This is a genomic window from Actinobaculum sp. 313 (assembly GCF_003073475.1).
GTDB lineage: Bacteria > Actinomycetota > Actinomycetes > Actinomycetales > Actinomycetaceae > Asp313.
This window is the reverse complement of record NZ_CP029033.1, coordinates 165,011-187,597: the sequence shown is the minus strand read 5'-3', so window position 1 is coordinate 187,597 and position 22,587 is coordinate 165,011. Positions and strand designations below refer to the sequence as shown.

Annotated in this window: 23 protein-coding genes; 6 read left to right on the top strand and 17 right to left on the bottom strand. The window is 60.4% G+C overall.

Going from position 1 to position 22,587, the window contains the following annotated elements:
- Nucleotides 1-22: 22 nt before the first annotated feature.
- From DDD63_RS00760 to DDD63_RS00740, 5 genes are all read right to left on the bottom strand, one after another.
- Nucleotides 23-643: an HAD family hydrolase gene (locus tag DDD63_RS00760; RefSeq protein ID WP_108714775.1), complete on the bottom strand. Its 621-nt coding sequence runs from the start codon at nucleotides 641-643 to the stop codon at nucleotides 23-25.
- Nucleotides 644-758: 115 nt separating this feature from the next.
- The gene (locus DDD63_RS00755; protein ID WP_108714774.1) at nucleotides 759-1,388 is read right to left on the bottom strand and encodes an HAD-IA family hydrolase; all 630 of its coding nucleotides are present in this window, start codon (nucleotides 1,386-1,388) and stop codon (nucleotides 759-761) included.
- Between the two features lie 454 nt (nucleotides 1,389-1,842).
- Nucleotides 1,843-2,028 carry a hypothetical protein gene (locus DDD63_RS00750; protein ID WP_108714773.1) on the bottom strand — a complete coding sequence of 62 codons (186 nt, stop codon included), beginning with the start codon at nucleotides 2,026-2,028 and terminating at the stop codon, nucleotides 1,843-1,845.
- Nucleotides 2,029-2,104: 76 nt separating this feature from the next.
- Nucleotides 2,105-2,809 (bottom strand): response regulator transcription factor, encoded by a 705-nt coding sequence (locus tag DDD63_RS00745; RefSeq protein ID WP_346426222.1) that lies wholly within the window; start codon nucleotides 2,807-2,809, stop codon nucleotides 2,105-2,107.
- Complete coding sequence (locus DDD63_RS00740; protein ID WP_240611307.1) at nucleotides 2,806-3,972, bottom strand: histidine kinase; 1,167 nt, start codon at nucleotides 3,970-3,972, stop codon at nucleotides 2,806-2,808. The genes DDD63_RS00745 and DDD63_RS00740 overlap by 4 nt, the downstream gene beginning before the upstream one ends.
- A gap of 124 nt (nucleotides 3,973-4,096) precedes the next feature.
- On the opposite strand from DDD63_RS00740, the gene DDD63_RS00735 reads away from it, so the two are divergent.
- From DDD63_RS00735 to DDD63_RS00725, 3 genes are read left to right on the top strand one after another with little or no spacing between them, the layout of a single operon-like run.
- Nucleotides 4,097-4,906 (top strand): ABC transporter ATP-binding protein, encoded by an 810-nt coding sequence (locus tag DDD63_RS00735; protein WP_108714772.1) that lies wholly within the window; start codon nucleotides 4,097-4,099, stop codon nucleotides 4,904-4,906.
- Complete coding sequence (locus DDD63_RS00730) at nucleotides 4,903-5,631, top strand: FtsX-like permease family protein (protein WP_108714771.1); 729 nt, start codon at nucleotides 4,903-4,905, stop codon at nucleotides 5,629-5,631. Before DDD63_RS00735 ends, DDD63_RS00730 begins: the two co-directional genes overlap by 4 nt.
- Nucleotides 5,607-6,257, top strand: a complete 651-nt coding sequence (locus DDD63_RS00725; protein WP_164505391.1) for a hypothetical protein — start codon at nucleotides 5,607-5,609, stop codon at nucleotides 6,255-6,257. The genes DDD63_RS00730 and DDD63_RS00725 overlap by 25 nt, the downstream gene beginning before the upstream one ends.
- Before the next feature lie 537 nt (nucleotides 6,258-6,794).
- Here the strand turns inward: DDD63_RS00725 and DDD63_RS00720 are convergent.
- From DDD63_RS00720 to DDD63_RS00690, 7 genes are all read right to left on the bottom strand, one after another.
- Nucleotides 6,795-7,109 (bottom strand): type VII secretion target, encoded by a 315-nt coding sequence (locus DDD63_RS00720; protein ID WP_108714769.1) that lies wholly within the window; start codon nucleotides 7,107-7,109, stop codon nucleotides 6,795-6,797.
- On the bottom strand, nucleotides 7,106-7,798 hold the full coding sequence (locus DDD63_RS00715; protein WP_108714768.1) for an LppA family lipoprotein: 693 nt from the start codon (nucleotides 7,796-7,798) through the stop codon (nucleotides 7,106-7,108). The genes DDD63_RS00720 and DDD63_RS00715 overlap by 4 nt, the downstream gene beginning before the upstream one ends.
- A 140-nt stretch (nucleotides 7,799-7,938) precedes the next feature.
- Nucleotides 7,939-8,535, bottom strand: a complete 597-nt coding sequence (locus DDD63_RS00710) for an LppA family lipoprotein (protein WP_108714767.1) — start codon at nucleotides 8,533-8,535, stop codon at nucleotides 7,939-7,941.
- A gap of 53 nt (nucleotides 8,536-8,588) precedes the next feature.
- On the bottom strand, nucleotides 8,589-8,870 hold the full coding sequence (locus tag DDD63_RS00705) for a hypothetical protein (protein WP_125482381.1): 282 nt from the start codon (nucleotides 8,868-8,870) through the stop codon (nucleotides 8,589-8,591).
- 41 nt (nucleotides 8,871-8,911) lie between these two features.
- Nucleotides 8,912-9,298: a hypothetical protein gene (locus tag DDD63_RS00700; RefSeq protein WP_108714765.1), complete on the bottom strand. Its 387-nt coding sequence runs from the start codon at nucleotides 9,296-9,298 to the stop codon at nucleotides 8,912-8,914.
- 406 nt (nucleotides 9,299-9,704) lie between these two features.
- Complete coding sequence (locus DDD63_RS00695; protein ID WP_164505390.1) at nucleotides 9,705-10,298, bottom strand: LppA family lipoprotein; 594 nt, start codon at nucleotides 10,296-10,298, stop codon at nucleotides 9,705-9,707.
- 53 nt (nucleotides 10,299-10,351) lie between these two features.
- Entirely contained in the window at nucleotides 10,352-11,977 is a 1,626-nt protein-coding gene (locus tag DDD63_RS00690) for an alpha/beta hydrolase (RefSeq protein WP_108714763.1), read from the bottom strand.
- Between the two features lie 827 nt (nucleotides 11,978-12,804).
- Between DDD63_RS00690 and DDD63_RS00680 the strand changes: the two genes are divergently transcribed.
- From DDD63_RS00680 to DDD63_RS11935, 3 genes are all read left to right on the top strand, one after another.
- Complete coding sequence (locus DDD63_RS00680; protein ID WP_108714761.1) at nucleotides 12,805-13,446, top strand: SMI1/KNR4 family protein; 642 nt, start codon at nucleotides 12,805-12,807, stop codon at nucleotides 13,444-13,446.
- A 236-nt stretch (nucleotides 13,447-13,682) separates the two neighbouring features.
- Entirely contained in the window at nucleotides 13,683-14,123 is a 441-nt protein-coding gene (locus DDD63_RS00675) for a hypothetical protein (protein WP_108714760.1), read from the top strand.
- Nucleotides 14,124-14,189: 66 nt separating this feature from the next.
- On the top strand, nucleotides 14,190-14,369 hold the full coding sequence (locus tag DDD63_RS11935; protein WP_125482380.1) for a hypothetical protein: 180 nt from the start codon (nucleotides 14,190-14,192) through the stop codon (nucleotides 14,367-14,369).
- Nucleotides 14,370-15,111: 742 nt separating this feature from the next.
- On the opposite strand, the gene DDD63_RS00670 is transcribed toward DDD63_RS11935, so the two are convergent.
- The 5 genes from DDD63_RS00670 to DDD63_RS00650 all read right to left on the bottom strand — a co-directional run bounded on the left by DDD63_RS00670 (nucleotide 15,112) and on the right by DDD63_RS00650 (nucleotide 22,563).
- Nucleotides 15,112-16,395, bottom strand: coding sequence for a glycerate kinase (locus DDD63_RS00670; RefSeq protein ID WP_240611306.1), 1,284 nt, complete (start codon nucleotides 16,393-16,395; stop codon nucleotides 15,112-15,114).
- Nucleotides 16,396-17,078: 683 nt separating this feature from the next.
- Complete coding sequence (locus DDD63_RS00665; RefSeq protein WP_108714758.1) at nucleotides 17,079-18,413, bottom strand: enolase C-terminal domain-like protein; 1,335 nt, start codon at nucleotides 18,411-18,413, stop codon at nucleotides 17,079-17,081.
- Between the two features lie 373 nt (nucleotides 18,414-18,786).
- Entirely contained in the window at nucleotides 18,787-19,686 is a 900-nt protein-coding gene (gene garR, locus DDD63_RS00660) for a 2-hydroxy-3-oxopropionate reductase (protein ID WP_108714757.1), read from the bottom strand.
- Between the two features lie 52 nt (nucleotides 19,687-19,738).
- Nucleotides 19,739-21,067, bottom strand: a complete 1,329-nt coding sequence (locus DDD63_RS00655; protein ID WP_108714756.1) for an enolase C-terminal domain-like protein — start codon at nucleotides 21,065-21,067, stop codon at nucleotides 19,739-19,741.
- Nucleotides 21,068-21,132: 65 nt separating this feature from the next.
- The gene (locus DDD63_RS00650) at nucleotides 21,133-22,563 is read right to left on the bottom strand and encodes a gluconate:H+ symporter (RefSeq protein WP_108714755.1); all 1,431 of its coding nucleotides are present in this window, start codon (nucleotides 22,561-22,563) and stop codon (nucleotides 21,133-21,135) included.
- Between the last annotated feature and the right edge of the window lie 24 nt (nucleotides 22,564-22,587).

The following is a 22,587-nucleotide window of genomic DNA, read 5'->3' as shown; positions in this document are numbered from 1 at the left end:
TCGTCGCTGCAAAGAATGGGTGCTACCCGGCCAGGTGTTCTTCCACCACTGGCCGCAGACCATCAAGCCCCTGAAAATGGTGGGTCTTGAAGCCGAGGCTTTGCGCCACTTGAATATTCACGAGCGTGTCATCTGTAAAGAGCACGTCGGCCGGCACAAGTTCCGTCCCCGCTTCCGCCGCCAGGCCTTCTAATGCGAAGTTGAAGATTCGTTCCTCGGGCTTGGCCATAAGATGCTCGAAGGAGAAGATCGCCGGGTGGAAACACTCAGCAATCCACGGGTGCTCTCGACGCATGCGTGCGCCGAGGTCATCGGGAATATTTGATAGAAGGGCCATCGTTGTGCCTCGCTGACGCAACTCGCGCGCAAACGCGATCATGTCGTCGTCGGGTACACTCCACGAGTCCATATCGGCCATTTGCGCTTCCTGCCAGGGGATACTCACACCCAACTCGTCGCCCACGACCTTCCAGTACTGTTCGGCTCGGTATATGCCGGCGTCGTACTGATGGCGGTTCTCACCGCGGTAGACGGGCTCTAGTTCTTCGGGTGTGACTCCGGCGACGGAGGCGATCCGACCGAAAGATTCCGGGGTCTGGTTGCGCAGAAAGAGTCCAAATAAGTCGAATAGTAAGACGCGCATCTGTTTCCTTTCATCGTCTTCGCCGCGTAAACTCACCCTGCTCTGTCATTGAGCAGCATGGATGCGGCCATCTGCCTGGCATAGAGTCTACGGGACAAGTCCCGTGTGGGAACAGTCATCGCGCCGTTTCAAAACATACCCGTTGGCCGAGCAGATGCTGCTCGATGGCGTTGCGGGCACCGGTGACATCCAGATAGTGGTGCGTGGCGAATCCGAGCCGATGGGCCGTTTCCAGGTTTTCAACGGTGTCGTCCAAGAAAAGCACATCGGCAGGATCCATCTCCGTGCCAAATCCACTCAGCGCGATGTGAAAGGCTTCGGGTTCCGGTTTGGCCGCATGAATATCACACGATAAGCACAGCGGGTCGAAAAGCTCAAACCACGGCGAAAGCTCCCGCTGGCGAACCGCTTCCGCAGCGGTGATATTCGAGAGGAGGCCGGTTCGCACGCCCCGCGCATGCAGTTCCTGCACAAAGGCAATAAGTGCGTTGTCGTATGTGTGGCATAGTGCGACATCCGCCGCCACCACCGCCTCCAAATCGGCAAGCTCTCGGCCCGCAGCCTCTTCGACCATCGCTCCGAATTCGGCGTCGGAAACGAGCCCGGCATTGTATACATGGCGCAGCGGCCCCATCCAATGCCGCCAGAACAACTCCGGTTCCCAGCCGGAAGGACCAGACACTGTCTCCAACGGCTCGGACGGCACAACGAACAGTCCGTAGAGGTCGAAAAGAATCACTCGCATCGCTCTTCAGCGTACTGGATTGGCACTGCGTTACAGGATGCGTTGCCGGAGTGATGTTCCTTGAACCGCCGTCAGTCGCCCATCTATCTGTATTCTCCAGTGTCTGTCACGCGCAACTGACGTCTCGCGCTGCTACCACCGACGACCTATCCACGCCTCCACCCGCCAACCTCGCCATATTCTCCGGGTTTTCCCCAGTTCTCCGCGAATAACCTGGAGGTTGATGAAAAACCCGGAGAATTCTGCAGGCAGGATCTGAATAACAGCGAGTATGGCAGCCGTAAGGGCCGTAGGAGCGAGCGCCGTAGTCGCCACGCGTCGCGAGAAACAGACCGGACCAGCGAAGGTAGGCATCGGCGCCACGTTCACCACTTGCGATCAGTAAAGACCTAGTCGGTGGAGAGCCTAGCCACGAGGCAGGTGCCGAACTCCATGCCGGAGAGAAACGTTCCGCTTATTCCTTCGCTCCAGCATCCTCTTCAGACTGTATCCCTCTATCAGACCACCAGAATAAGACTAGAAGAACCCCCGCTATGGCCGCCTTCCACCAATCCTGCGTCGCCAAAGAAATGGCGGCAGCCGCAGCCAGCACACCGTACCCGGCATAACGGACATACTTGGACTGAAGAAACTCTTTCATCACGCAACTTTCTTGTGGTCGTATGCGAAGGCTCGGGGCACTTGACCCCACCCTCTACTACAATTGCTCCGCTACGTTACCACATAACCTGACAGTATGCATCAATTGCCACCCTAGCGTCACCGCCCCGCCGTCTCGGTGAGATAGGCGAGGACCGCACGCACGCGGCGATTCTCCTCCCGGGAGCCATGCCCAGTTTGGCAAATACGGCAGCAACGTGTTTGGATACCGCCGCAGACGAGAGGTACAGCTTGTCGCAGATCTGCTGGTTGGAAAGCCCTTGCGCCATAAGCTCCAACACTTCGATTTCCCGCGCAGTCAGCGCGTCCAGCCGCGACGTTTTCCCATGCACCAGCGAAGTTGCAACCTCTGGATCGACGACGACGCCACCCGCCGCCACCACGGCCAAGGAACGGATGAAGTCGGCCACGCGGGCAACTCGATCCTTGAGGAGGTATCCCAAGCCGCCAGTGCCCACGCTGGGAGCACTCGGGTCGAAGAGCCGTGTCGCATACGCCGGAGCAACGTATTGCGAGAGCACCATGATGCCCATGTCGGGGCGCGACTCGCGCAGCTGCACAGCGGCCCGCAGACCGTCGTCGGACATTCCCGGCGGCATACGCACATCGGTTACAACCACGTCGGCCTCGTCGCTCTGTGCCATGGCGAGCAACTCGGGAGCCGTTGCGGCCTGTGCAACAATCTCATGCCCCTGCCGCTCCATCAATCCAACCAGGCCTTCCCGGAAGAGGGCCGAATCGTCGGCGACAATAAGTTTCACTGCTTGTCCTCCTGAATCGCCTGGGACGGTGCCGGTGGTGATGCAAATGGCATCCGCCCCGATGAAGTGTCTGGTACTTTCCGGTCCGAGTCCCGCTTGTCCGCGTCATGGTGCTCGCTCAAGCTATCCTTACTCTGTGGAGCCGAAACGGTCTCCGGTTTCTGCTCCGCGTCCTCATTCTGGAGAGTCCCAACCACCGATGGACTAACACCAAACTCACCATTGCGCAGCAGCAGGGGAATACGCGCGATTAAAACCGTCGGCCCGCCCTCCGGACTACTGACCTGCAGCGAGCCTCCGAATGCCGCCAGCCGCTCCCGCATCCCTGCCAGTCCATGATCGGGGCGAATAACGACGCCGCCCGGGCCGTCGTCGAGCACGCTGAGGTGCAGGTCGTCGTCGGCAACCAACACGATCGACACATGCGCCTCGGGAGCGTACTTGGAGGCATTCGTCAGTGCCTCCGCGACGAAGAAATACCCGGCGGCGACGACTCCTTCGGGAATGGTAGGCAGCGGATGCGGCACCCGAACGACGACGTCCATAGCACTGTCGCCGGCCAGGTTGCGCACTGCCGCTTCCAAACCAAGGTCGGAGAGCACCTTGGGATGGATTCCCGCCACCGTGTTGCGCAGAGCGCGCAGCCCAGACTCGGCATCGTCCTGTGCACGGCTCAACAAACGCCGCACCTCGCGCATCTTCTCCGGGACCACACGACCATCCACCACCGCACTATCAAGCACAAGATCCGCCTCGCCCAGATTCATCGAAGCAGTCACAAGATACTGCTGGGCACCGTCGTGTAGATCGCGTTCAATACGACGACGTTCAATCTCAAAGGCCGCGACAATCTCGCGGCGGGACTCCGTCAGTTCCGCTACCGCGCTGGGGCTTAACGGGCCGCTCGTGTCCTCGATTTCCGCAGTCCTTTTGCGGACAGTCCTCCGGAAACGAGCCAAACTCCACCACATCGCCGCGATCCACGAGAAAAATGCGAGATACACCAAGAAACTCGGCGTGCGCAACGGTGCCGCATACATAAGGTTGAGAAGTCCTAAACCGCCCATCCCGACAACGCAGGTCAGCACCAGGACCACTCCGGCCATTCGCCACAGCAGGCGGCCACTCCCGCTTATGCCCGGATCCCCACCGCGTTCTCGCATATGCCTATCCTAACCGCGCGCACCACATGCGAATCTCACTCCACCACAAGAGTAGAGCTGGCTCTACCATGGAACGATAGGCAACCCTCTGGGATAACCGCCCACTAGCGGATGGAATAGAGACATGAAGAAAACACATCGCACTGACCGCGCTCTTACGGGGCGCGCGCTGACAAAGAACTTCGGCTCCGTTCATGCTCTCGCCGGTGTGGACATCACCATCCCGGCTGGGCAAACGGTCGCCATCATGGGCCCCTCCGGTTCCGGTAAGTCGACCCTACTACACTGCCTCTCCGGCATCCTGCCGCCCACGTCGGGCGAAGTAATGCTCGGGCATTCCTCGGTTTCCGGTTTGTCCGACGCTGCTCGGTCCCACCTTCGCCTGACCGACTTCGGCTTCGTCTTCCAGGACGGGCAGCTCATCCCTGAACTGCCCGCACACGAGAATGTGGCTCTGCCACTGCTGCTTAAGGGTAGCTCACGCCGCCAGGCTTTGAAAACAGCCGACGACTGGCTCACCCGGCTCGGACTGGCCGCCGAGGCACGTCGTCGCCCGGGCGAAATGTCCGGTGGGCAAGCGCAGAGAGTTGCTATCGCCCGAGCGCTGGCCGGTTCACCCGCAGTCGTCTTCGCCGACGAACCGACCGGTGCCCTCGATCAGGCGACGGGGCATGAGGTGATGCAGATCCTCACGGCAACGGCCCGTATGGCCGGCACAACGCTCGTCGTCGTCACTCACGATACGCAGGTGGCGGCCTGGTGCGAGCGCTTGGTCGAGATTCGTGACGGTCGCATCCACGCGGATTCCGCCGCCGATGAGCAGCCGCAACAGCCGCCGGTCTATTATCCCAACTCGTCTACTCCTGCCTACGCCGCCTCGATGGACGGAGTTTACCAGGATCAGGCCAACTACCGGAATGAAGGTGTGCGATGAACCAGGTCTTGCATCTCACGCCACATTTGACTGCGGCCCGCCTGCGTACCCGTACCGGCGACGCCTTGCTAGACGTGCTGGCCGTTCTCTCCTTCATGCTTTCTACGCTGATGGCCCTCACCCTGGCGGGCGGCATCTGGATGTTCAAGAGTTGGAATGATCATCCCGAACAGTTCCGCAATATGGGCGAGATGGTGGAGCGATACGCTCCCAGTTACTACGTGTTGGCCCTCTTTGCAGGCGCGCTGCTTGTTATTCCGATTGCGACACTTGGCGCATCAGCAGCGCGACTCGGTGCACGCGGCCGTTCTGAACGACTCGCCTCCCTGCGCCTCATTGGCGTTACCAGCGGGCAAACCGTGGCAATTACCGTAGTGGAAACCCTTGTACAGTGGGTTGTTGGCGCAACCATTGGCACCTTCGCGTACTTCCTAACGTTGCCGCTCTGGCATAACATCTCTTTCCTCAAGACACCGATCAATGCCCACCAAATGTTGCTCCCAGTGTGGCTGCTCGCCATCATCCTGGCCGGACTGCTCCTCATCACGCTGGCGTCCACGGTCGTCGGCCTCAGCCGCGTACGGATCTCCCCGCTTGGGTGGCGCGGCGGGAGGCGAGTCCGGCTCTACGCCACTGGCGCCCGATTCTGTTCGTGGTTGTTATCGCCGCCTTCATCGCCTGGGCACAGTTGCATCCACAGATGTCCGATGGTGATTACTTGGTGACCGTCGCGGTAATAACCTCGGTAATGATTGGAAGCGTGTACGTTGTGGGTCCGTGGGTATTACAGTTACTTGCTCGCCCGGCTACGAAGACCCGTTCGGCATCCACCCTGTTGGCCATGCGTCGTATCCTGGATGATCCGCGCGCCGCCTGGCGGGCTGTTGGCGCCTTGGCGCTCCTCAGTTTCATTGCCGGATTCGTCAGTGTTATCGGCGAGAGCTCCGGACCCGACGACTGGTTCTTTACCGACGTGGTAACGGGCGTGTACATCACGATTGGGTTCGGTTTCGCGGTCACGGCTCTGTCAACGCTGATGAACCAGTCTTCGTCAGTGTTCGACCGGGCACCGGAGACGCATGCCTTGGCGCAAACGGGTTTCCCGACTCGCATGTTCGGCATGACGCGCTTCAACCAGGTGGTTCGGCCTTTGTTCCTCGCGACGGTCGTGACGGGCGTTTTGGGAGTCGCTCTTGGCAGTCTCGCGGCGACGGAGGGCGTGGAACCGGCCGGGATCATTCGCCTTGCCATAGTTACATTGGCGGGAATCGGGTTGACACTGCTGGCCTTGGCCGCCTGCGAACCCTTGGAGCGGCATGTGCTGGCCGCCCAGCGCCGTCGCAATGATTAGAACCGAATTGGCTGAGCGCAGCAAAGAGAAATCACAGACAATTCGCATCGTTGCCTCCAATAATCGGAACGCCCGAGCCCTCCCCCTCGGGCGTTCCGCCTATGTGTTTCAGGTCTCGCGTCTCACGCGATTCTCCGCCCTTGCATGCCTAACTCAAACCTCACCCTGCCGCATCCCCGGAGCAGCGCAGCCTCGGCCCCATGCGCGCTTAGCACAGACCGTCCCCTCAGCCTGCGCCAGCTTTCCGTCCCGCCCGGTCCCACACTCGCTGAGTACAAACTCGCGCGGCGCGCACCGCGCGAACTACTCGAACTACTCGAACTACTCATACGCTAACCGTTGATCTGATGCGGTTCGGGATGCTGTCGCGGCCTTCGTATGCAAGGTCACTCCACATGCCCATTTGCCCCGAACGATTATGCGCGCTGCTCAACGGAGAAATCCAGGTACAACAACCTCATAATCGCCAGTCCTCGCCATCGGGAGTAATTCGGCCTGAGGTGCTATGAGTGCGTACCGAGGCGCTATGCGTAGAAACTAGAGGAGTGAGTCGCCCCCGTAGGCCAGGTCGGCTAAGGACGCGCTGACCTGTTGGTCGGTGTCCTCGAAGTCCTGCGCAGTTCCCCGTAACCCAGACGCCAATTCCTCTAGGCGGCGAACACTTGCTTTCTTGCCTGCCGTGAATGCGTCCGATGCTGCCACCGCCTCATCCGACAACGACTCGCTCGGTAGAGCAGAAGCCGAAGCATCAATCTCCGAAGCACCCGCCACTTCACCGATATTCTGCGCATGCTCGTCAACGTCATCCGCTCGGTTTCGCAGTTTTTCCGGGTCCGCAGTCAAATCACTCATCGCTCTTCACCTCCTTCCTCTTCCTTTGCTGGCGGAGTGTAAGGCGCCCATTCTTCCGGCTCACCACTGTGGATGGCCCGGCCCGTGGTGCGCAGCTCTTCCGGGATCACCTCGGTACCCGCGGGCCAGTCCTGCGACCACTTACCGCGCACACAGCCAGTCGTCACCATCACCGCAGTCGCCTTGTTATACCCAAAACGAATCAGAACACCCGTATCCTCGTTAAAGAAGAAAACATTGGGAGTGTCTTTCGCCACTGTCCCATCCGATGGCGCACCAAACCCCAACGGGGTGAGGATCTCCGTGAACCGGTCCACGGCCTGCGGCCACGTCTCCTCCGTCAGCGGCCCCGCCGTCGCCAACGACCACGTCTCCCGCACCGTCCCCGCCGGACACCCCGAATCCGACCTCCCCACCTGTTCGCCTCCTCCCAGGGGTGGTGGCGTCCACTCCCCCACGTCGAACTCGTCCGTCAGCGTCTGCTGCAACTCTAAGAGCAACAGGATCGCTTCCCGCCGCGCCTCGCTATAGGGCACCTCGCGCGCGGGCAAATACTCATCCGTCCGCCCGTAATACCGCTCCGAAAAATCAGAACACGCCGCAAGCAAAGCGCTAACTAACAGGCAGACAATGATCACACCACGCCGACGCCGCGCCCTGCCACAAGCCCGGATAGAACCACGCTGCATACTGATCACTCAGCCCTCACCGGTACGAGAAGCGCCCACGCCGTGCCACAACCACCGGTTGAAGCCCAGAGGCGCCGCGCAGCATGGCATAGCTTTCTGCACAGCAAACCGGATTCCGGAATATGAGGACACTCCGACCATCAGTCCTCACCCCCGTCACTCGGAGGACTGTAGGGCGCCCATTCTTCCGGTTCACCACTGTGGATGGCCCGGCCCGTGGTGCGCAGCTCTTCCGGGATCACCTCGGTGCCCTGCGGCCAATCCTGCGACCACTCACCACGCACACACCCCGTACTGACCACCACCAGAGCCCGCTTATACGACCCCAGCTCCACTTGTTCGCCCGTCTCCTCATTGAAAAACACCACCGTACGATCCTCCGCCCGCACCGTCGTATCCACCGGACCACCAAACCCCAACGGCGTGAGGATCCCCGCAAACCGGTCCACCGCCTGCGGCCACGTCTCCTCCGTCAGCGGCCCCGCCGTCCCCAACAGCCACTCCTCCCGCACAGTCCCCGCCGGACACCCCGAATCCGACGTCAAAACCTGCGAGCCTCCTCCCAACGGTGCCGGCCGCCACTGACCGACACCAAACTCATCCGACAGTGCCTGCTGCAGACGCATCAACAGCAGGATCGCCTCCCGCCGCGCCTCGCTATAGGGCACCTCCCGAGCAGGCAAATACTCATCCGTCCGCCCGTAATACCGCTCCGAAAAATCAGAACAACCAGCCACACAAGCTCCTAACAGTAGAAAACAACCAACAAGGTACCGCAGACGCCGCACCATCATCCCTCCGCCCCGGCAACCACACCATTCCCGATCAACACACTCGCCTGATCATGGACCGAGGTCCGCCCCGCACCGTAATACTGCGAATGACCCTTCGAGTCCGTATACTCCACACCCTCCGGACTCGTCCACTCATCCGTACCAATCCTGTTGAACTCCCGCGAATCGCTCGGATCACCACCAAACCGACCCAGATCAGCCACAAGATCGCCATCACCACCGAAGTCAAAGCCGTGCGCCTCGCCCGGAACTCCCTGCAGGGCATCCAAGACCCTCAACGCAGAATCCACAGCTCCACGGCCCGACGAAGCCCCAACCATCAGTCCCCACCCCCGTCGCTCGGCGGACTGTAGGGTGCCCACTCTTCCGGTTCCCCACTGCGGATCGCCCGACCCGTGGTCCGCAACTCATCCGGGATCACCTCGGTACCCTCCGGCCAATCCTGCGACCACTCACCATGCACACACCCCGTACTCACCATCGCCAAAGTCCGCTTATACGACCCCAGCTCCACTTGTTCGCCCGTCTCCTCATTAAAAAACACCACCGTACGATCCTCCGCCCGCACCGTCGTGTCCACCGGACCACCAAACCCCAACGGCGTGAGGATCTCCGCAAACCGGTCCACCGCCTGCGGCCACGTCTCCCCGTGAGCGGGCCCGCCGTCGCCAAGGCCCAACGTTCCCGGACCGTCCCCGCCGGACACCCCGAATCCGACGTATCAACCTGCGAGACGCCCCCCAACGGTGGCGGTGCCCATTCCCCCACGCCGAACTCATCGCTCAACGTCTGCTGCAAACGCATCAACAGCAGAATCGCTTCCCGCCGCGCCTCCGCATACGGCACCTCGCGCGCGGGCAAATACTCATCCGTCCGCCCGTAATACCGCTCCGAAAAATCAGCACACGCCGCGAGCAGGGAACCAGCCACCAGACAGACGATGACCACACCACGACACCGATGCCGCCCCGCACCACTGGACCGGAGAAGAGCACACTGCACAGTCATTGCTCAGCACCTGCTACTACGCCAGGGGTATGCATGGCAGACCACACGCCCAGCACCACGGCCATGGGCGCAACGTGAGACAACGGTGCGGAATGCATGGGATCTCATTCCGTGTCTTCGGTCGGCACAACATACGGTGCCCATTCTTCCGGTTCACCACTGTGGATGGCCCGGCCCGTGGTGCGCAGCTCCTCTGGGATCACCTCGGTACCCGCGGGCCAGTCCTGCGACCACTTACCGCGCACACAGCCAGTTGTCACCCTGACCGCAGTCGCTTTGTTGTAGCCAAAGTCCACCTGGACACCAGTTTCTTCATTCACAAAAAGAACATTGGGAGTGTCTTTCGCCACCGCGATGTCAATCGGTTTGCCGAACCCTAGCGGAGTGAGGATCTCGGTGAACCGGTCCACGGCCTGCGGCCACGTCTCCTCCGTCAGCGGCCCCGCCGTCGCCAACGACCACGTCTCCCGCACAGTCCCCGCCGGACACCCCGAATCCGACCTCCCCACCTGACGTCGCCCGCCTAAGGAAGGTGGGGTCCACTCCCCCACGTCGAACTCGTCCGTCAGCGTCTGCTGCAACTCTAAGAGCAACAGGATCGCTTCCCGCCGCGCCTCGCTATAGGGCACTTCCCGAGCAGGCAAATACTCATCCGTCCGCCCGTAATACCGCTCCGAAAAATCAGCACACCCAGACATACACGCTCCTAACACGAGAAGAGAGCCAACAAGGTACCGCAGGCGCCGCACCATCACCCCTCCGCCCCGGCAACCACGCCATTCCCGATCAACACGCTCCCTTGGTCATATGTCGAAGTCCGCCCCACACCGTAATACTGCGAATGTTTCTTCGAATCCGTGTATTCCACCCCCTCCGGACTCGTCCACTCATCCGTACCAATCCTGTTGAACTCCCGCGAATCGCTCGGATCACCACCAAACCGACCCAGATCAGCCACAAGATCGCCATCACCACCGAAGTCAAAGCCGTGCGCCTCGCCGACATTGACATGACCGGGCACCATATTCAGATCCTTGTTCTGCGTGGTTGTAATCCCTGGTGAACCCATCACCATCACCTCGTCGGCAACCGTGGACTGCCGCAGTGCATACCCCGTGACCGTCGACCCATACGAATGTCCCGACGCCACCATGAATAAGTCTCCCTCATGCGTGGCCTGAATCCCCTCCAGCAACCCGGCTAGATTCGCACCACCCTCCTTCGCACTGTTACTCAGAGCCACCGAGTTCCCCGTCAGCAACTCACTCCACTGCGGGGCGTCATACCCCAAAAACACCACGCCCGCCACCTGCTCATCACGACCCTCATGTTCCAACTGTCTGTACCCTTCATCCAAGACGTTCTGCACATCCTGCACGCCACTACCCCACTCGCCGGACTCTGTCGCCAACGTACCCCTAACCGTTGAGGTCATCCCCGGAGTATGTACCATCACGCGGTCCGCCCGATCCACATCACCAATTGCCACCACCGCCCGCAAATGATCCCCCGACGTCGCATCCAAACTCACCAACTTATGGTCACCATCATCATCTGCAAACGCCTGCTGCAGCGCCTCCAGCCCCTCCTTCTTATCCCGTAGATGCTCCACTTCCAGCGAAAGAGTTCTCAACACGTTCGGGTCCGGATCAGTAGCACTATCCAAGTATTGATCCAATTCCCGCTGCTTTGCTTCAAACTGGGGAGTCACCTCCGCCAAGAGACCGTCGATCCGATTGCAATTCGCATCATGCCGGTCATCAACCGGGATCCCATTCAAGTTGCCGATCCACTCCGGATGACTCGTGATAATCGTCTCCTGCTCCTCCCGTGATAGCGACGTCCACCAATCATTGACCTCCTCAACAGTCCACCCCTTCTTCGGAGCAGATACACCGTGCGAGAGTATCGCAGCGCTCGGCTTCTCCCCTGCCTCCTGCAACCCGCCCAACTCCGCATATACATTCCGCAACGCCGTAATAATCGCCTCGCCCTTAGAACTACAACGTCCCCTGCCATTCTGAGACATTGCCTGCACATCCGTCTCAGTCATCTCGGCATTGGAACGAAGCTCATTCACATACTGGCGAACATCCTCCGCATCCTCTACCACCTCATCAACCGCATCTGCCACCGCAGTGAAATCATTGGCAGCCTTCTCTAGAATCCGCTGCATATCACCCATGTCATCAACCAAGGCCCGCCGCGATGCAGCTTCCGCATCCGCAGTCACACCCACAAAGGTCTCGTCATCGTTAACATAACCAGCGAGGGCTTCCGCCACTTCCCCATACCGATTCGCGGCACTCTGCAGCACGCGACTTGCGTCCCGCAACGGCCCACTTCGCCACGTGATGATCTCCGCGAGCGTCGGCATGATCTAGACTCCTTCATCTCAGGCCGATCAGTGAGAACCCGAATCCGGCAAGCATGATTAAATTACCCGTAGCCTACCCCCGCCATGACCTACAACACAAATTCCCGGGTCACGGGCACGCCAGACAAGGCGAACATCATGCCAATCGCACGCAGCCACACCAGAAAGCCCGTACACCAACCTCCGCCCGCACACACCGCCTCTTCTAGTCAGCAGCTGACCCCGGCCTGCGCACGCCACGTACCGGGTCGGCACTTGACCTCAGCCCGAGCACGCCACGTACCGCCCAAGTCAAGCCCGCTCAAGCCATGCCCGCTCAAGCCACGCCCGCTCAAGCCACGCCCGCTCAAGCCACGCCCGCTCAAGCCACGCCCGCTCAAGAAGTGTCGGGAATTTCAAGAAACTTCGCCTTTCTCACGACACTTCCAAATAAACCCGACACTTCTCACCGACCCGGCCCGCCTAAAGGCAAGCTTCCGCAGCGGCGTGCCCTGCGGTACAGTACAGCAAGGTCACCCAAGGCCCCGCCGATCTGATCGGCACCAGCGGCAAGTTCGCGCAGCGGCAAGCCCATTACTTTGTTGGGGAGCCCCCGCAGCGGCAAGCCCATTACTTTGTTGGGGAGCCCCCGCAGCGGCAAGCCCCCCACAGTACAGGAAGGATCCGGCCAACGACTCCTTGCTATCCAGAGACTCTTTGCTATCCAGAGACTCCTTGCTATCCGGAACCTGTTCGGCAAGCTTCCGCAGTGCAGGAAGGTCCTTGCTCTCGAAGCGCATATCAACGCCGGGTTACACCGTGCGCCAACAGAACACCAGGAATAACACATGACAACGCCAGAAAATGCCAGCACTTCCCAGAACAGCCGAATCGGCTGGCCGGAGTACATCGGCCTGGGATGTCTAATCTACTTGGAGCAGATAGAGGCCGAGGGGCGCAGCCAGCTAGACCGCTCCTTGCCGAAGGTACACGCCACCGAAGATGAGGTCATCGCGGCCGAGATGCACCTCGGCTTCCAACTTCCCGCTTCCTACCGCACCTTCCTGCTGGCCGCCAACGGCTGGCCTAACTTCCATCACGACGTCGCAATATTCTCCACCAGTGAGCTCACCGACGGCCCTCTGTACCAACGTACCCAGTCCATCCTCGGTCTTCCGGAAACCACTGACGCATTGGCAGCAGATGACATCCCCATCGTCGACTATTTCCCAATCGCCGCATCAGCCACTGACATCGACATTTTTCTCATGGGTAAACCCGAAACCCCAGGTGCAGGCGCCGTCGTCTGGTTCGCCGACAAACTCATCGACCAATACACCGACTTCCACGACTTTTACATGGCAATGCTCGAATACAACCGGCGCGCACTCCACCGGCTCCGCGAGCGAAACGGTCTTCCGCCAAAACCGCTGCCCGGCGAGAAAGGTTATCAGACCCGACGCATCATCATCGAAGAGGCGGAAGGGTAGCGCTGCTGTGCGCCGTGGCATGGATGTCCAGCGAATGGGACCTGCCGCATCACACCGACAGTAACGCTGGCACGCACAGCGCCATGACTGCCCACCTGCATCCCCGAACAAGTGATATTCGCCCGTTTAACAAGCGCTATCCACCCGTTTGTTTTGGTTCGTTTTGACGCATGCAGTATTGTTTCGCATGGAGACAGCAAATGTGCTCAGTCCAGAACAGCATTGAGGTAATACCTATGAGTGAATGGTCCTTTGAAACACAAATGCAGGCAATCGAGGCGCTCTCCAGTGCCTGCGCCAACTGGATGCGTTCCGCCCGCGTGGAGGAGGTGTCAATTGAGTTGCAAGCCGTCGGTAAGCGCATCGCCGCGCAGACTCGCGCTCTGCGTTCCTCCAGGCTGCTACGCCGCGGCGGCTGGGAGGAGAACACCGTTCCGCGGGAAATCATTGAGCACGCCGCGCAGGTCCGCGTTGCCATGGCTCGGCCCGGTGGCGGGGCGTGGACCAAGGGTCTGTTCACCATGAACAAGCGGGACTACCAGCTCAGCTCCGACTTCGACTACGATCATGAGCCCATCCTCAACCCGCCATATACCTCCCAAGATGTTGCAGACGAATTGCAATTCTTCCCCCGCGATCCCCGGGCAACCCCCGAATGGATGCTGCAGAATCGATGAGCCCCTCGAAGGGCTCTTCCTTCTCCTCGCGTATCCCACGACGGCGGATCGACGCGCAGTCACGGCATGAGCCCACACCTTAGTCGTCGCCCGGTTCATGCCTTGGTTGTCGTTTCGGTTCATGCCTTGGTCGTCGATCCAGTTCGTACCTTAGTCGACGATGCAGCTCATGTCTTCGCCGTCGCCCGGTTCATGATCACGGTAACCACCGCGATCACCAACTCCCCGGGCCATACACCCCGTTAGGTCCTTACTATTGCGCCCGCTTCGCCGCGCCAATCACGTAAACATGCATTGCGCGGCGTAGAACGATGCAATGTATGGTGGTGACCTAGGCGATTCCTGGTGCTAGGCGATGCGCGGTGCAGAGCTAGGCGATGTTACGAGAAATGGAGGGTTTTTCAAGAAAGGTCGGGTTATTCGCTCCACTTCTTGCAAAACCCTACACTTCTCACGGCCCGACGGCGCAGCCAGCTGACCAGCCACCCACGCTACCTCCCGGCATCTCCACGGCCCGACGGCGCAGCCAGCTGACCAGCCTCCCACGCTGGCTGCCGGTTCCCTGTTGTGCAGACTATGGTTGATTCTCGCCAGCTCACAGATGATCTTCTCTGCCGGTTCCCTGTTGCAGGGACTATGGCCCTCATAAGCCTAAGGAGCATCATCGCAACCAGCCGGATCCCTGTTGCGCAGACTATGGATCCACTCCTCGTTGCTTGTACATCTCCGTGAAAAACTCGGACTCTGCCGAAAAACACGGAATGAATCCATAGGCGCCGAACAGGCATACCTTCCGCGGCGCTTTCCACCGCTCCGTGCGGCGCTCTTCCGCAGTCCTCTCCACCGTTCCCTAACGCACCGCTTATGCTCGCGATTATCGACGGCGTCGGCACCGTTCCCTAACGCCCCGCTCTGGCGCAGCCCGTCCAGCCTCGCTCTAGCGCAGCCCGTCCAGCCCCGCTCTACTGCAGCCCGTCCAGCCCCACGCCTACCTCAGCGCCCTCAGCCCGGCACCCACTCGCAGCAGCCGCATCGTCCGCTCGGCAGCATCGGCCAGGTTATCCCGACCAGCTGCCAATGCCTCATCCAAGGTACACACACCGGCCACGGTCGGGATGAGCCCGACGAAACCGTGATCGTACAGCTCCGCAACGCCCTCACCCAGTTTCCCGGCGAAGGCGATAATCGGCACCCCGGCGGGCTGAGCGGCGCGGGCGACCCCCGAAAGGGTCTTTCCCATGAGAGTCTGCCGGTCCATGGCGCCTTCCCCAGTGAGAACCAGATCGGCACCTTCCATGGCCTCGCGCAGGCCCACCGTTTCGATGACCAGATCAATACCCGATTCGAGCTGCGCACCCAAGAAGGCCGTGAAGGCATAGCCCAGCCCTCCCGCCGCACCCGCGCCGGCCGCCAAAGCCGGGCCGTCCAGGTGCCCGGCCACGTCTGCAAGATTTCGCAAGGCTCCGTCCAAGTACTGCACGTCTTCGGGTGTGGCACCTTTTTGCGGCCCGTAGATCGCCGACGCTCCACGCTCACCCAACAAAGGATTATCGACGTCGCAGGCCACACGGATTCGCGTCGTCTGGATCCGCGGATCCAAGCCGGAGGCGTCTATGGCGGCGAGTCGGGTTAACGACGACGGGCTGCCGTCCAGTTCTGCGCCGTCGGCGTCAAGAAGACGGACGCCAAGAGCGCGCAACATTCCGGCGCCGCCGTCGTTGGTCCCAGAGCCGCCGAGCCCCACGAGGATTTCCGTCACCCCTGCATCCAGTGCGGTGATAATGAGTTGACCCACGCCATACGTGGTCATCTCACGGATTCGGCGGCGCTCTGGCTCCACCATGCCCAGGCCCACCGCCTCGGCCACTTCCAAAATGGCCCGGTTATCGGTAGCGGCAATGATACCGACGGCATCTTCACCGAGCCCGTTCCGCAGTGGCACTTGCAACCGCTGCGCACCCAGGGCGTCCGCCAGCGATTCGGTGAAGCCCTCGCCACCATCGGCCATGGGAATCTCCACGCATTCCGCCTCGGGCAGGACCCGGTGCACCCCCTCCGCCAACGCGGCGGCGGCTTCGGCCGCACTCATGGATTCTTTGAAACTGTCTGGTGCACACACAATCTTCACGGTCGACTCCTTCGTTGTCCGATCCTTTGATTCGGTCGTTTGTTTTCCGGCCGTCTCGCACGTGTATGCCGCGACGACGCTACCACCCACAGGTAACAGGTACGTCCGCCCATGGGAACGATTCTGGCCCGGTTCTCTCAGCATACCGGGATTTGGCGCCTCTCGGCCGGTGGCTGATCGTCTGGGTAGAACGTCTTCCCAGCATTCCGGGACTAGACAGCTCTCGGATTCCAGGTTGAGGTGAGTCCGGCCCGTCTTCCCAGCATTCCGGGATTCGACTTCAACTTCAACTGCGCTGAGCCCACGCTTTCAACTGCGCCAAGCCCACGCTCTTTCCAGCATTCCGGAATCCGACGGCGAGGACAGCCGCTGGTACGCCAGCCACCCTGTCGCAGTTCCTTCGCAGTTCCTTCGCTGTTCCTGCGGCGAGCCTAGCCCGCTGCCACCGGAATGTGCCTCCCGCCCGCAACCAGGCACGGCTCCCGCACACCTGCCAGCTCCTTACATGGTCCAGCACCTCTTGCCCATACACCCGGCGCGGCCTACCGTCTCGGGTTCATGATCGACCGCGCCGACCGCACCACCGCAACCCGTCCGTCGCCGCAGCCTGCCATCGCAACCCACCACCGCACACCCGTTGCCGGGCGGGTGCATGTGGGTGGCCGGGGACTGCAGCGGCGAAGTCCCCGGCCACCAGAACGCGGAAACGGGAACAGATCCGAATCGGATGATCCAGGTTCCGCATACGGGCGGCGGAAAAGGAGCCACGGCCCTTGTGTTTCGTTGTCGCAGTTACCTTCCCAACCGCCTCGAGGCCGACCTGTGCCTCAGCGGACCAGCGCTGGCTTCTTATTGTCGAAGGTCCACCCGGGGATGAGGAACTGCATGCCGATTGAATCGTCACGTGCACCCGATCCTTCAACCTTCTCCTTGTACAGCTCGTTAGCCGCCAGGATCTGATCCATATCCGGCTCGATACCCAGGCCGGGCTTCGACGGGATCGTCACCGTGCCACCCTCGATCTGCAGCGGATCCTTGGTCAGGCGCTCCAGGCCCTCCTGCCAGATCCAGTGGGTGTCCAAGGCGTTATATTCACCCGGTGCCGCAGCACCACAGTGGGCAATCATTGCCAGCGACACATCGAAGTGGTTGTTGGAGTGGCACCCCCACGTCATACCCATGTCGTGGCACAACTGCGCTACCCGGACTGACCCCTGCATGGTCCAGAAATGCGGGTCGGCCAGCGGGATACTCACCGACTGCAGAGCGATGGAATGCGTCATCTGCCGCCAGTCGGTATCCACCATGTTGGTCGCGGTGGGCAGCCCGGTGGCCCGGCGGAACTCGGCCAAGATTTCCCGGCCCGAGAAGCCTTCCTCCGCGCCGCACGGATCTTCCGCATAGGCGAGAATTCCCACCTTGTCCTTACAGAGCTCGATGGCTTCCTTCAGGGACCAGGCACCGTTCGGGTCCAGGGTGATGCGGGCATCCGGGAAGCGCTCTTTCAGGGCGAGGATAGCCTTCATCTCCTCCTTGCCTTCGAGCACACCGCCCTTGAGCTTGAAGTCTTTGAAGCCGTACTTTTTCTCGGTCGCCTCGGCAAAGGCCACAATCGCTTCCGGTGTCAGCGCCTCCTCGTGGCGTAGCCGGTACCAGTCGACGTCGGAGTCCTTCTCGCGCACGTATTCCAGATTCGTCTTATCCGGGTCGCCGACGTAGAACAGGTAACCGAGGGTCTTCACCTTGTCACGTACCTGGCCGTCACCCAGCAGGGCGGCAACCGGAACGCCCAGATATTGACCCAGCAGGTCGAGCAGAGCCGCTTCGATACAGGTTACGGCGTGCACCGTGGTCCGCAGGTCAAAGGTCTGTAGGCCACGCCCGCCGACGTCGCGGTCGGCGAACTTGGCCTGAACCTCGCCGAGAATGTTCTTGTACTCGGCCAGCGAGCGCCCGAGTACAAGTGGCTTGGCGTCCTCAATGGTGCGAGTGATCTTCTCGCCACCGGGTACTTCGCCGACGCCGACATTGCCGGACGAATCTTCAATGATGACGATATTGCGGGTGAAGTACGGGCCATGTGCTCCGGACAGGTTGAGTTCCATGCAGTCACGGCCTGCTATGGGGTACACATCGACTTTTGCAACTGTTGGGACGGACATCGTCGTCCTTTCTCTAATTGAGGGGTTTCAAGTGGTTAAGAGGTTTGCGGTGTTGGGAGACACAGTGCCAAACAGTGCCGTTGGGCGTCCGCCCGGCCTGACACCGTGCCCCGAGCAGCGCACGATGTAGCGCGGCGTTTGAGAAACACTGTGTTCTCGAGTCATTCCGGCGGCGCGGTGCACTACGCGCCTACCGACTCCGCCCATGCTCCTCGCAGTTTGTCGGCGCGGAATGGCGGTTGGTGGCTACTGCCCATGCCAGCGCGGCAACCGACGACCTTCCGATGCGGCCGACGCGTCGAGTTGCTGGCTGTATCTATGCGCGGTCATCCAGCACACAGATGCCGACCCGCACCGCCGGTTAGTACTCGGTTCAGGCTTCGGGCTGCCCGGGCTTCAGCTCGATATTGGCCAACTTCTCGTACACCTTGACCAGGGAGGAATGATCCTCATCGGCGTGACCGTCGCCGTCGAGCACGCTCATCATTTCGCGCACCAGCGAGGTCAGCGGAAGCGGAGCATCGACCCCGTGCCCCGTGTCTAAGACGTTGCCGAGATCCTTGATATGCAGGTTGATGCGGAAGCCCGGCTTGAAGTTCCGCTCCAGCATCATCGGGACCTTCGCATCCATCACGGTTGATCCGGCTAAACCGCCACGAATGGCCTTGTACACAGCTTCCGGATCAACTCCCGCCTTCTGTGCGAGAGTGAAGGCTTCTGCACAGGCCGCGATATTGACGGCGACGATGGTCTGGTTGGCCAGTTTGGCGATATTGCCGGCACCGATTTCGCCCACGTAGGTCACATCGCCGGCCATAGCGTCCAGTACCGGAGCAACCTGGTCGAATACGGCCTTGTCTCCGCCGACCATCACCGACATGGTGCCATCAATGGCCTTGGGCTCACCGCCAGAAACAGGAGCGTCCAGCATGGGGATCCCCTTCTCCGCCAGTACGTCATGCACTTCGCGGGATACAAGCGGAGCAATGGATGACATATCCACGTATACCAATCCCTCGTGCGCACCCTCGATAATGCCGCCTTCACCCAAGGCCACACTCTTGACATGCGGCGAGTTCGGCAGCATCGTGATGACGAGCTCAGCCTGCTCCGCCGCCTCCTTGGCATTGGCCGCAGCTGTTGCACCCTGCGCCACAAGATCGGCAACGGTTTCCTCATTTCGGTCGTTCACGTAGAGTTCGTGCCCGGCCTTGACGAGGTTTTTCGCCATAGGACGGCCCATAATGCCGAGTCCAATGAATCCGATCTTCATACTTTGCTACTCCTTATGTGATCGTCGGTTACTACCTTCCACACCGGTTCTACTACCGAACCATGGAAGGACGCTTGGGATCGAAGGTCCAGTCGGGAATGAAGCAGCGCATGCCGATGGCATCGTCACGCGCCCCCGTTCCCTGCACCTTCTCCTTGTATAGTTCGTGTGCCGCCAAGATTTGCTCCATATCCGGGGCAATCCCGAGGCCGGGCGCATCGGGCAGGCGCACCTTCCCGTCAATCATTTGCAAAGGCTTGCTGGTCAGACGCTCAGTGCCCTCCTGCCAGATCCAATGCGTGTCCAATGCGTTGTATTCGCCAGGAGCCGCCGCACCGCAATGCGCGGCCATTGCCAGCGAGATGTCGAAATGATTGTTGGAGTGGCAACCCCAGGTCAAGCCCATGTCGTGGCACAGTTGGGCTACACGCACGGATCCCTGCATGGTCCAGAAATGCGGATCGGCCAATGGAATGGAGACGGCCTGCAAAAGCAGCGTCGATGCCATCTCCCGCCACGTAGTGGCCACCATATTGGTGGCCGTCGGCATCCCGGTAAGCCGCCGGAACTCTCCCAGTGCTTCCCGCCCGGAAAAACCTTCTTCCGGTCCGCAGGGATCTTCCGCGTAGGTCAGTACGCCGAGTAGATCCCGGCACAGCTCTACTGCCTGTGCCACCGACCAGCATCCGTTGGGATCCAGGGTGATGCGCGCATCTGGAAACCGTTTCTTCAATGCCCTAACCGCATCGACCTCGCGTTCCGGTTCCAGCACGCCACCCTTGAGCTTGAAATCCTTGAACCCGTACTTGGCTTGAGCCGCCTCGGCCTGTTTGACGATAGCTTCGGTGGTCATTGCCTCTTCGTGGCGAATGCGATACCACTCGCAGTCGCCGTCGGGCTCATGCAGATAGTCCATCCCGGTCGAGCTGGAATCGGCCACGTAGAACAGGTAGCCGAGCACACGGACTTCGTCGCGCTGCTGCCCATCGCCAAGTAGTTCTGCCACCGGCAGCCCTGCAAACTGGCCAAATAAGTCCAGTAGCGCGGTTTCGATGGCGGTTACCGCATGTATGGCAGTACGTTCAAAGGTCCAGAAGATATCTGCATCGTCACGCCCGGCCATTTCCCGGGTGACTTCACGCAGAATGTGTTTATATCCCGTTACCGGCCGCCCGACGACGGCGTTGAAACCGTCCTGGATCGCACCCGTAATGCGCTCGGCGCCTGGCACCTCGCCGATACCACGGCGCCCTTCCGAATCCTCAAGAACAACGATGTTACGTGTGAAATACGGCTGATGTGCTCCGGCCAGGTTCAACAGCATGGAGTCGTGCCCTGCCACGGGGTACACATCCGCCTTCACAATCGTTGGTATTTTCATGATCTTCTCCCTGAGCTCCGTCCGCTAATCTAGCCGCGCTCGATAACCCGAACGGAGCCCCTAGTTCAGGATGTAATAAATGCTCCGAGCAGCAGGCAACCGCCCAGGCCGAGAATGGCCAACACCGTGGTGTAGGTGGTGCGTACCTTCAAGGTGTCACCCACCGATAGGCCGAGGAATTCCTTGAACATCCAGAAGCCCGGATCGTTCACATGGGATGCAATAACAGAGCCACAGGCGGTGGCCAGCACCATGACCTCCGGGCTAACGCCACCTGCCTCGACGAGCGGTGCCGCAATCCCGGCTGCGGCTAGAACAGCCACCGATGCGGAGCCGAGGGCGATACGCATCAGGGCGGCAATGCCCCACGCCAAGATAATCGGCGACACGTCCCAGTTATTCGTGAGGTCACCGATGTAATCAGAAATACCGCCGGCCTGAAGGACCTGCTTGAATGCGCCACCCGCACCGATGATGAAGATGATCATGGCAATCGACTTAATCGATTTACTGCATGAGTCCATTAGGGTGTCCATCGAGATACGACGGCCGAGGCGGAAGTACAGCAGTGCTGAGAGCAGTCCGATAAGCAATGCAACCGGTGCATCGCCAATCGCACCGAAGATCTTGACGGCCATGTTGCCTTCCGGCAGCGTCAACTCCAGAATGGCACTACCGGCAATGAGGACCACCGGAAGGGCGGTGATTCCCAGGGATACACCGAAACTCGGCATGGTTTCGTCCGTGAATTCCTTTTCACTGACCAGACCTTCGGGCACGTTAGCGGTAACCTTCTTGACGAAACTCAGGCGCGGCCATATGAGCGCAACCACCATCCCAATCGGAATGGCGATGATTAGGCCGTACAGCAACGTTTTTCCGATCGATGCGTCGTACTGGCCCGCAACCGCCGTCGGACCAGGATGCGGAGGCAAGAAGGAATGCATGGTTGAGAGGGCAATAGCCAGTGGTATAGCCAACCACATAACCGGCAACTTCTGTTGCCGCGCTACAGCGAACACGATGGGGATAAGGATCACCCAGGCGGTCTCCCAGAAGAGGACGACGCCGACGAGGAAGGCGACAATGACGATCGCCAGCTGGGCACGCTTAATGCCGAAGCTGTTGATCAACGAGCTTGCCAGCCGGTTAGCAGCACCCATATCCGCCATAAGAACACCCAGCATGGCACCGAAACCGAGGATGAGGATCAGATCGTCAACTTGACCACCCACGCCGTCGACGATGGCGCTCATGACAGCTGTTGGTTTCTGGACGGTCTCGACATCTGGGATATTGGCGAACGAATTGCGTGCGCCATCGGCAACCGCGGCCACGATGGCATCAGCCGAACTGTCGACGCTCACAAAGGGCATTCCCTGCATTAGCCCGACGGCGATGGACACCAGGATCAGGGCAATAAATCCGTTGAGTTTGAATACCAGCATCAGCACTAGCAGCAGTGCGATGCCAGCAGCAAGAATTACGAGAGGCAATGTAGTCTCCTGATTGTTGTCTGG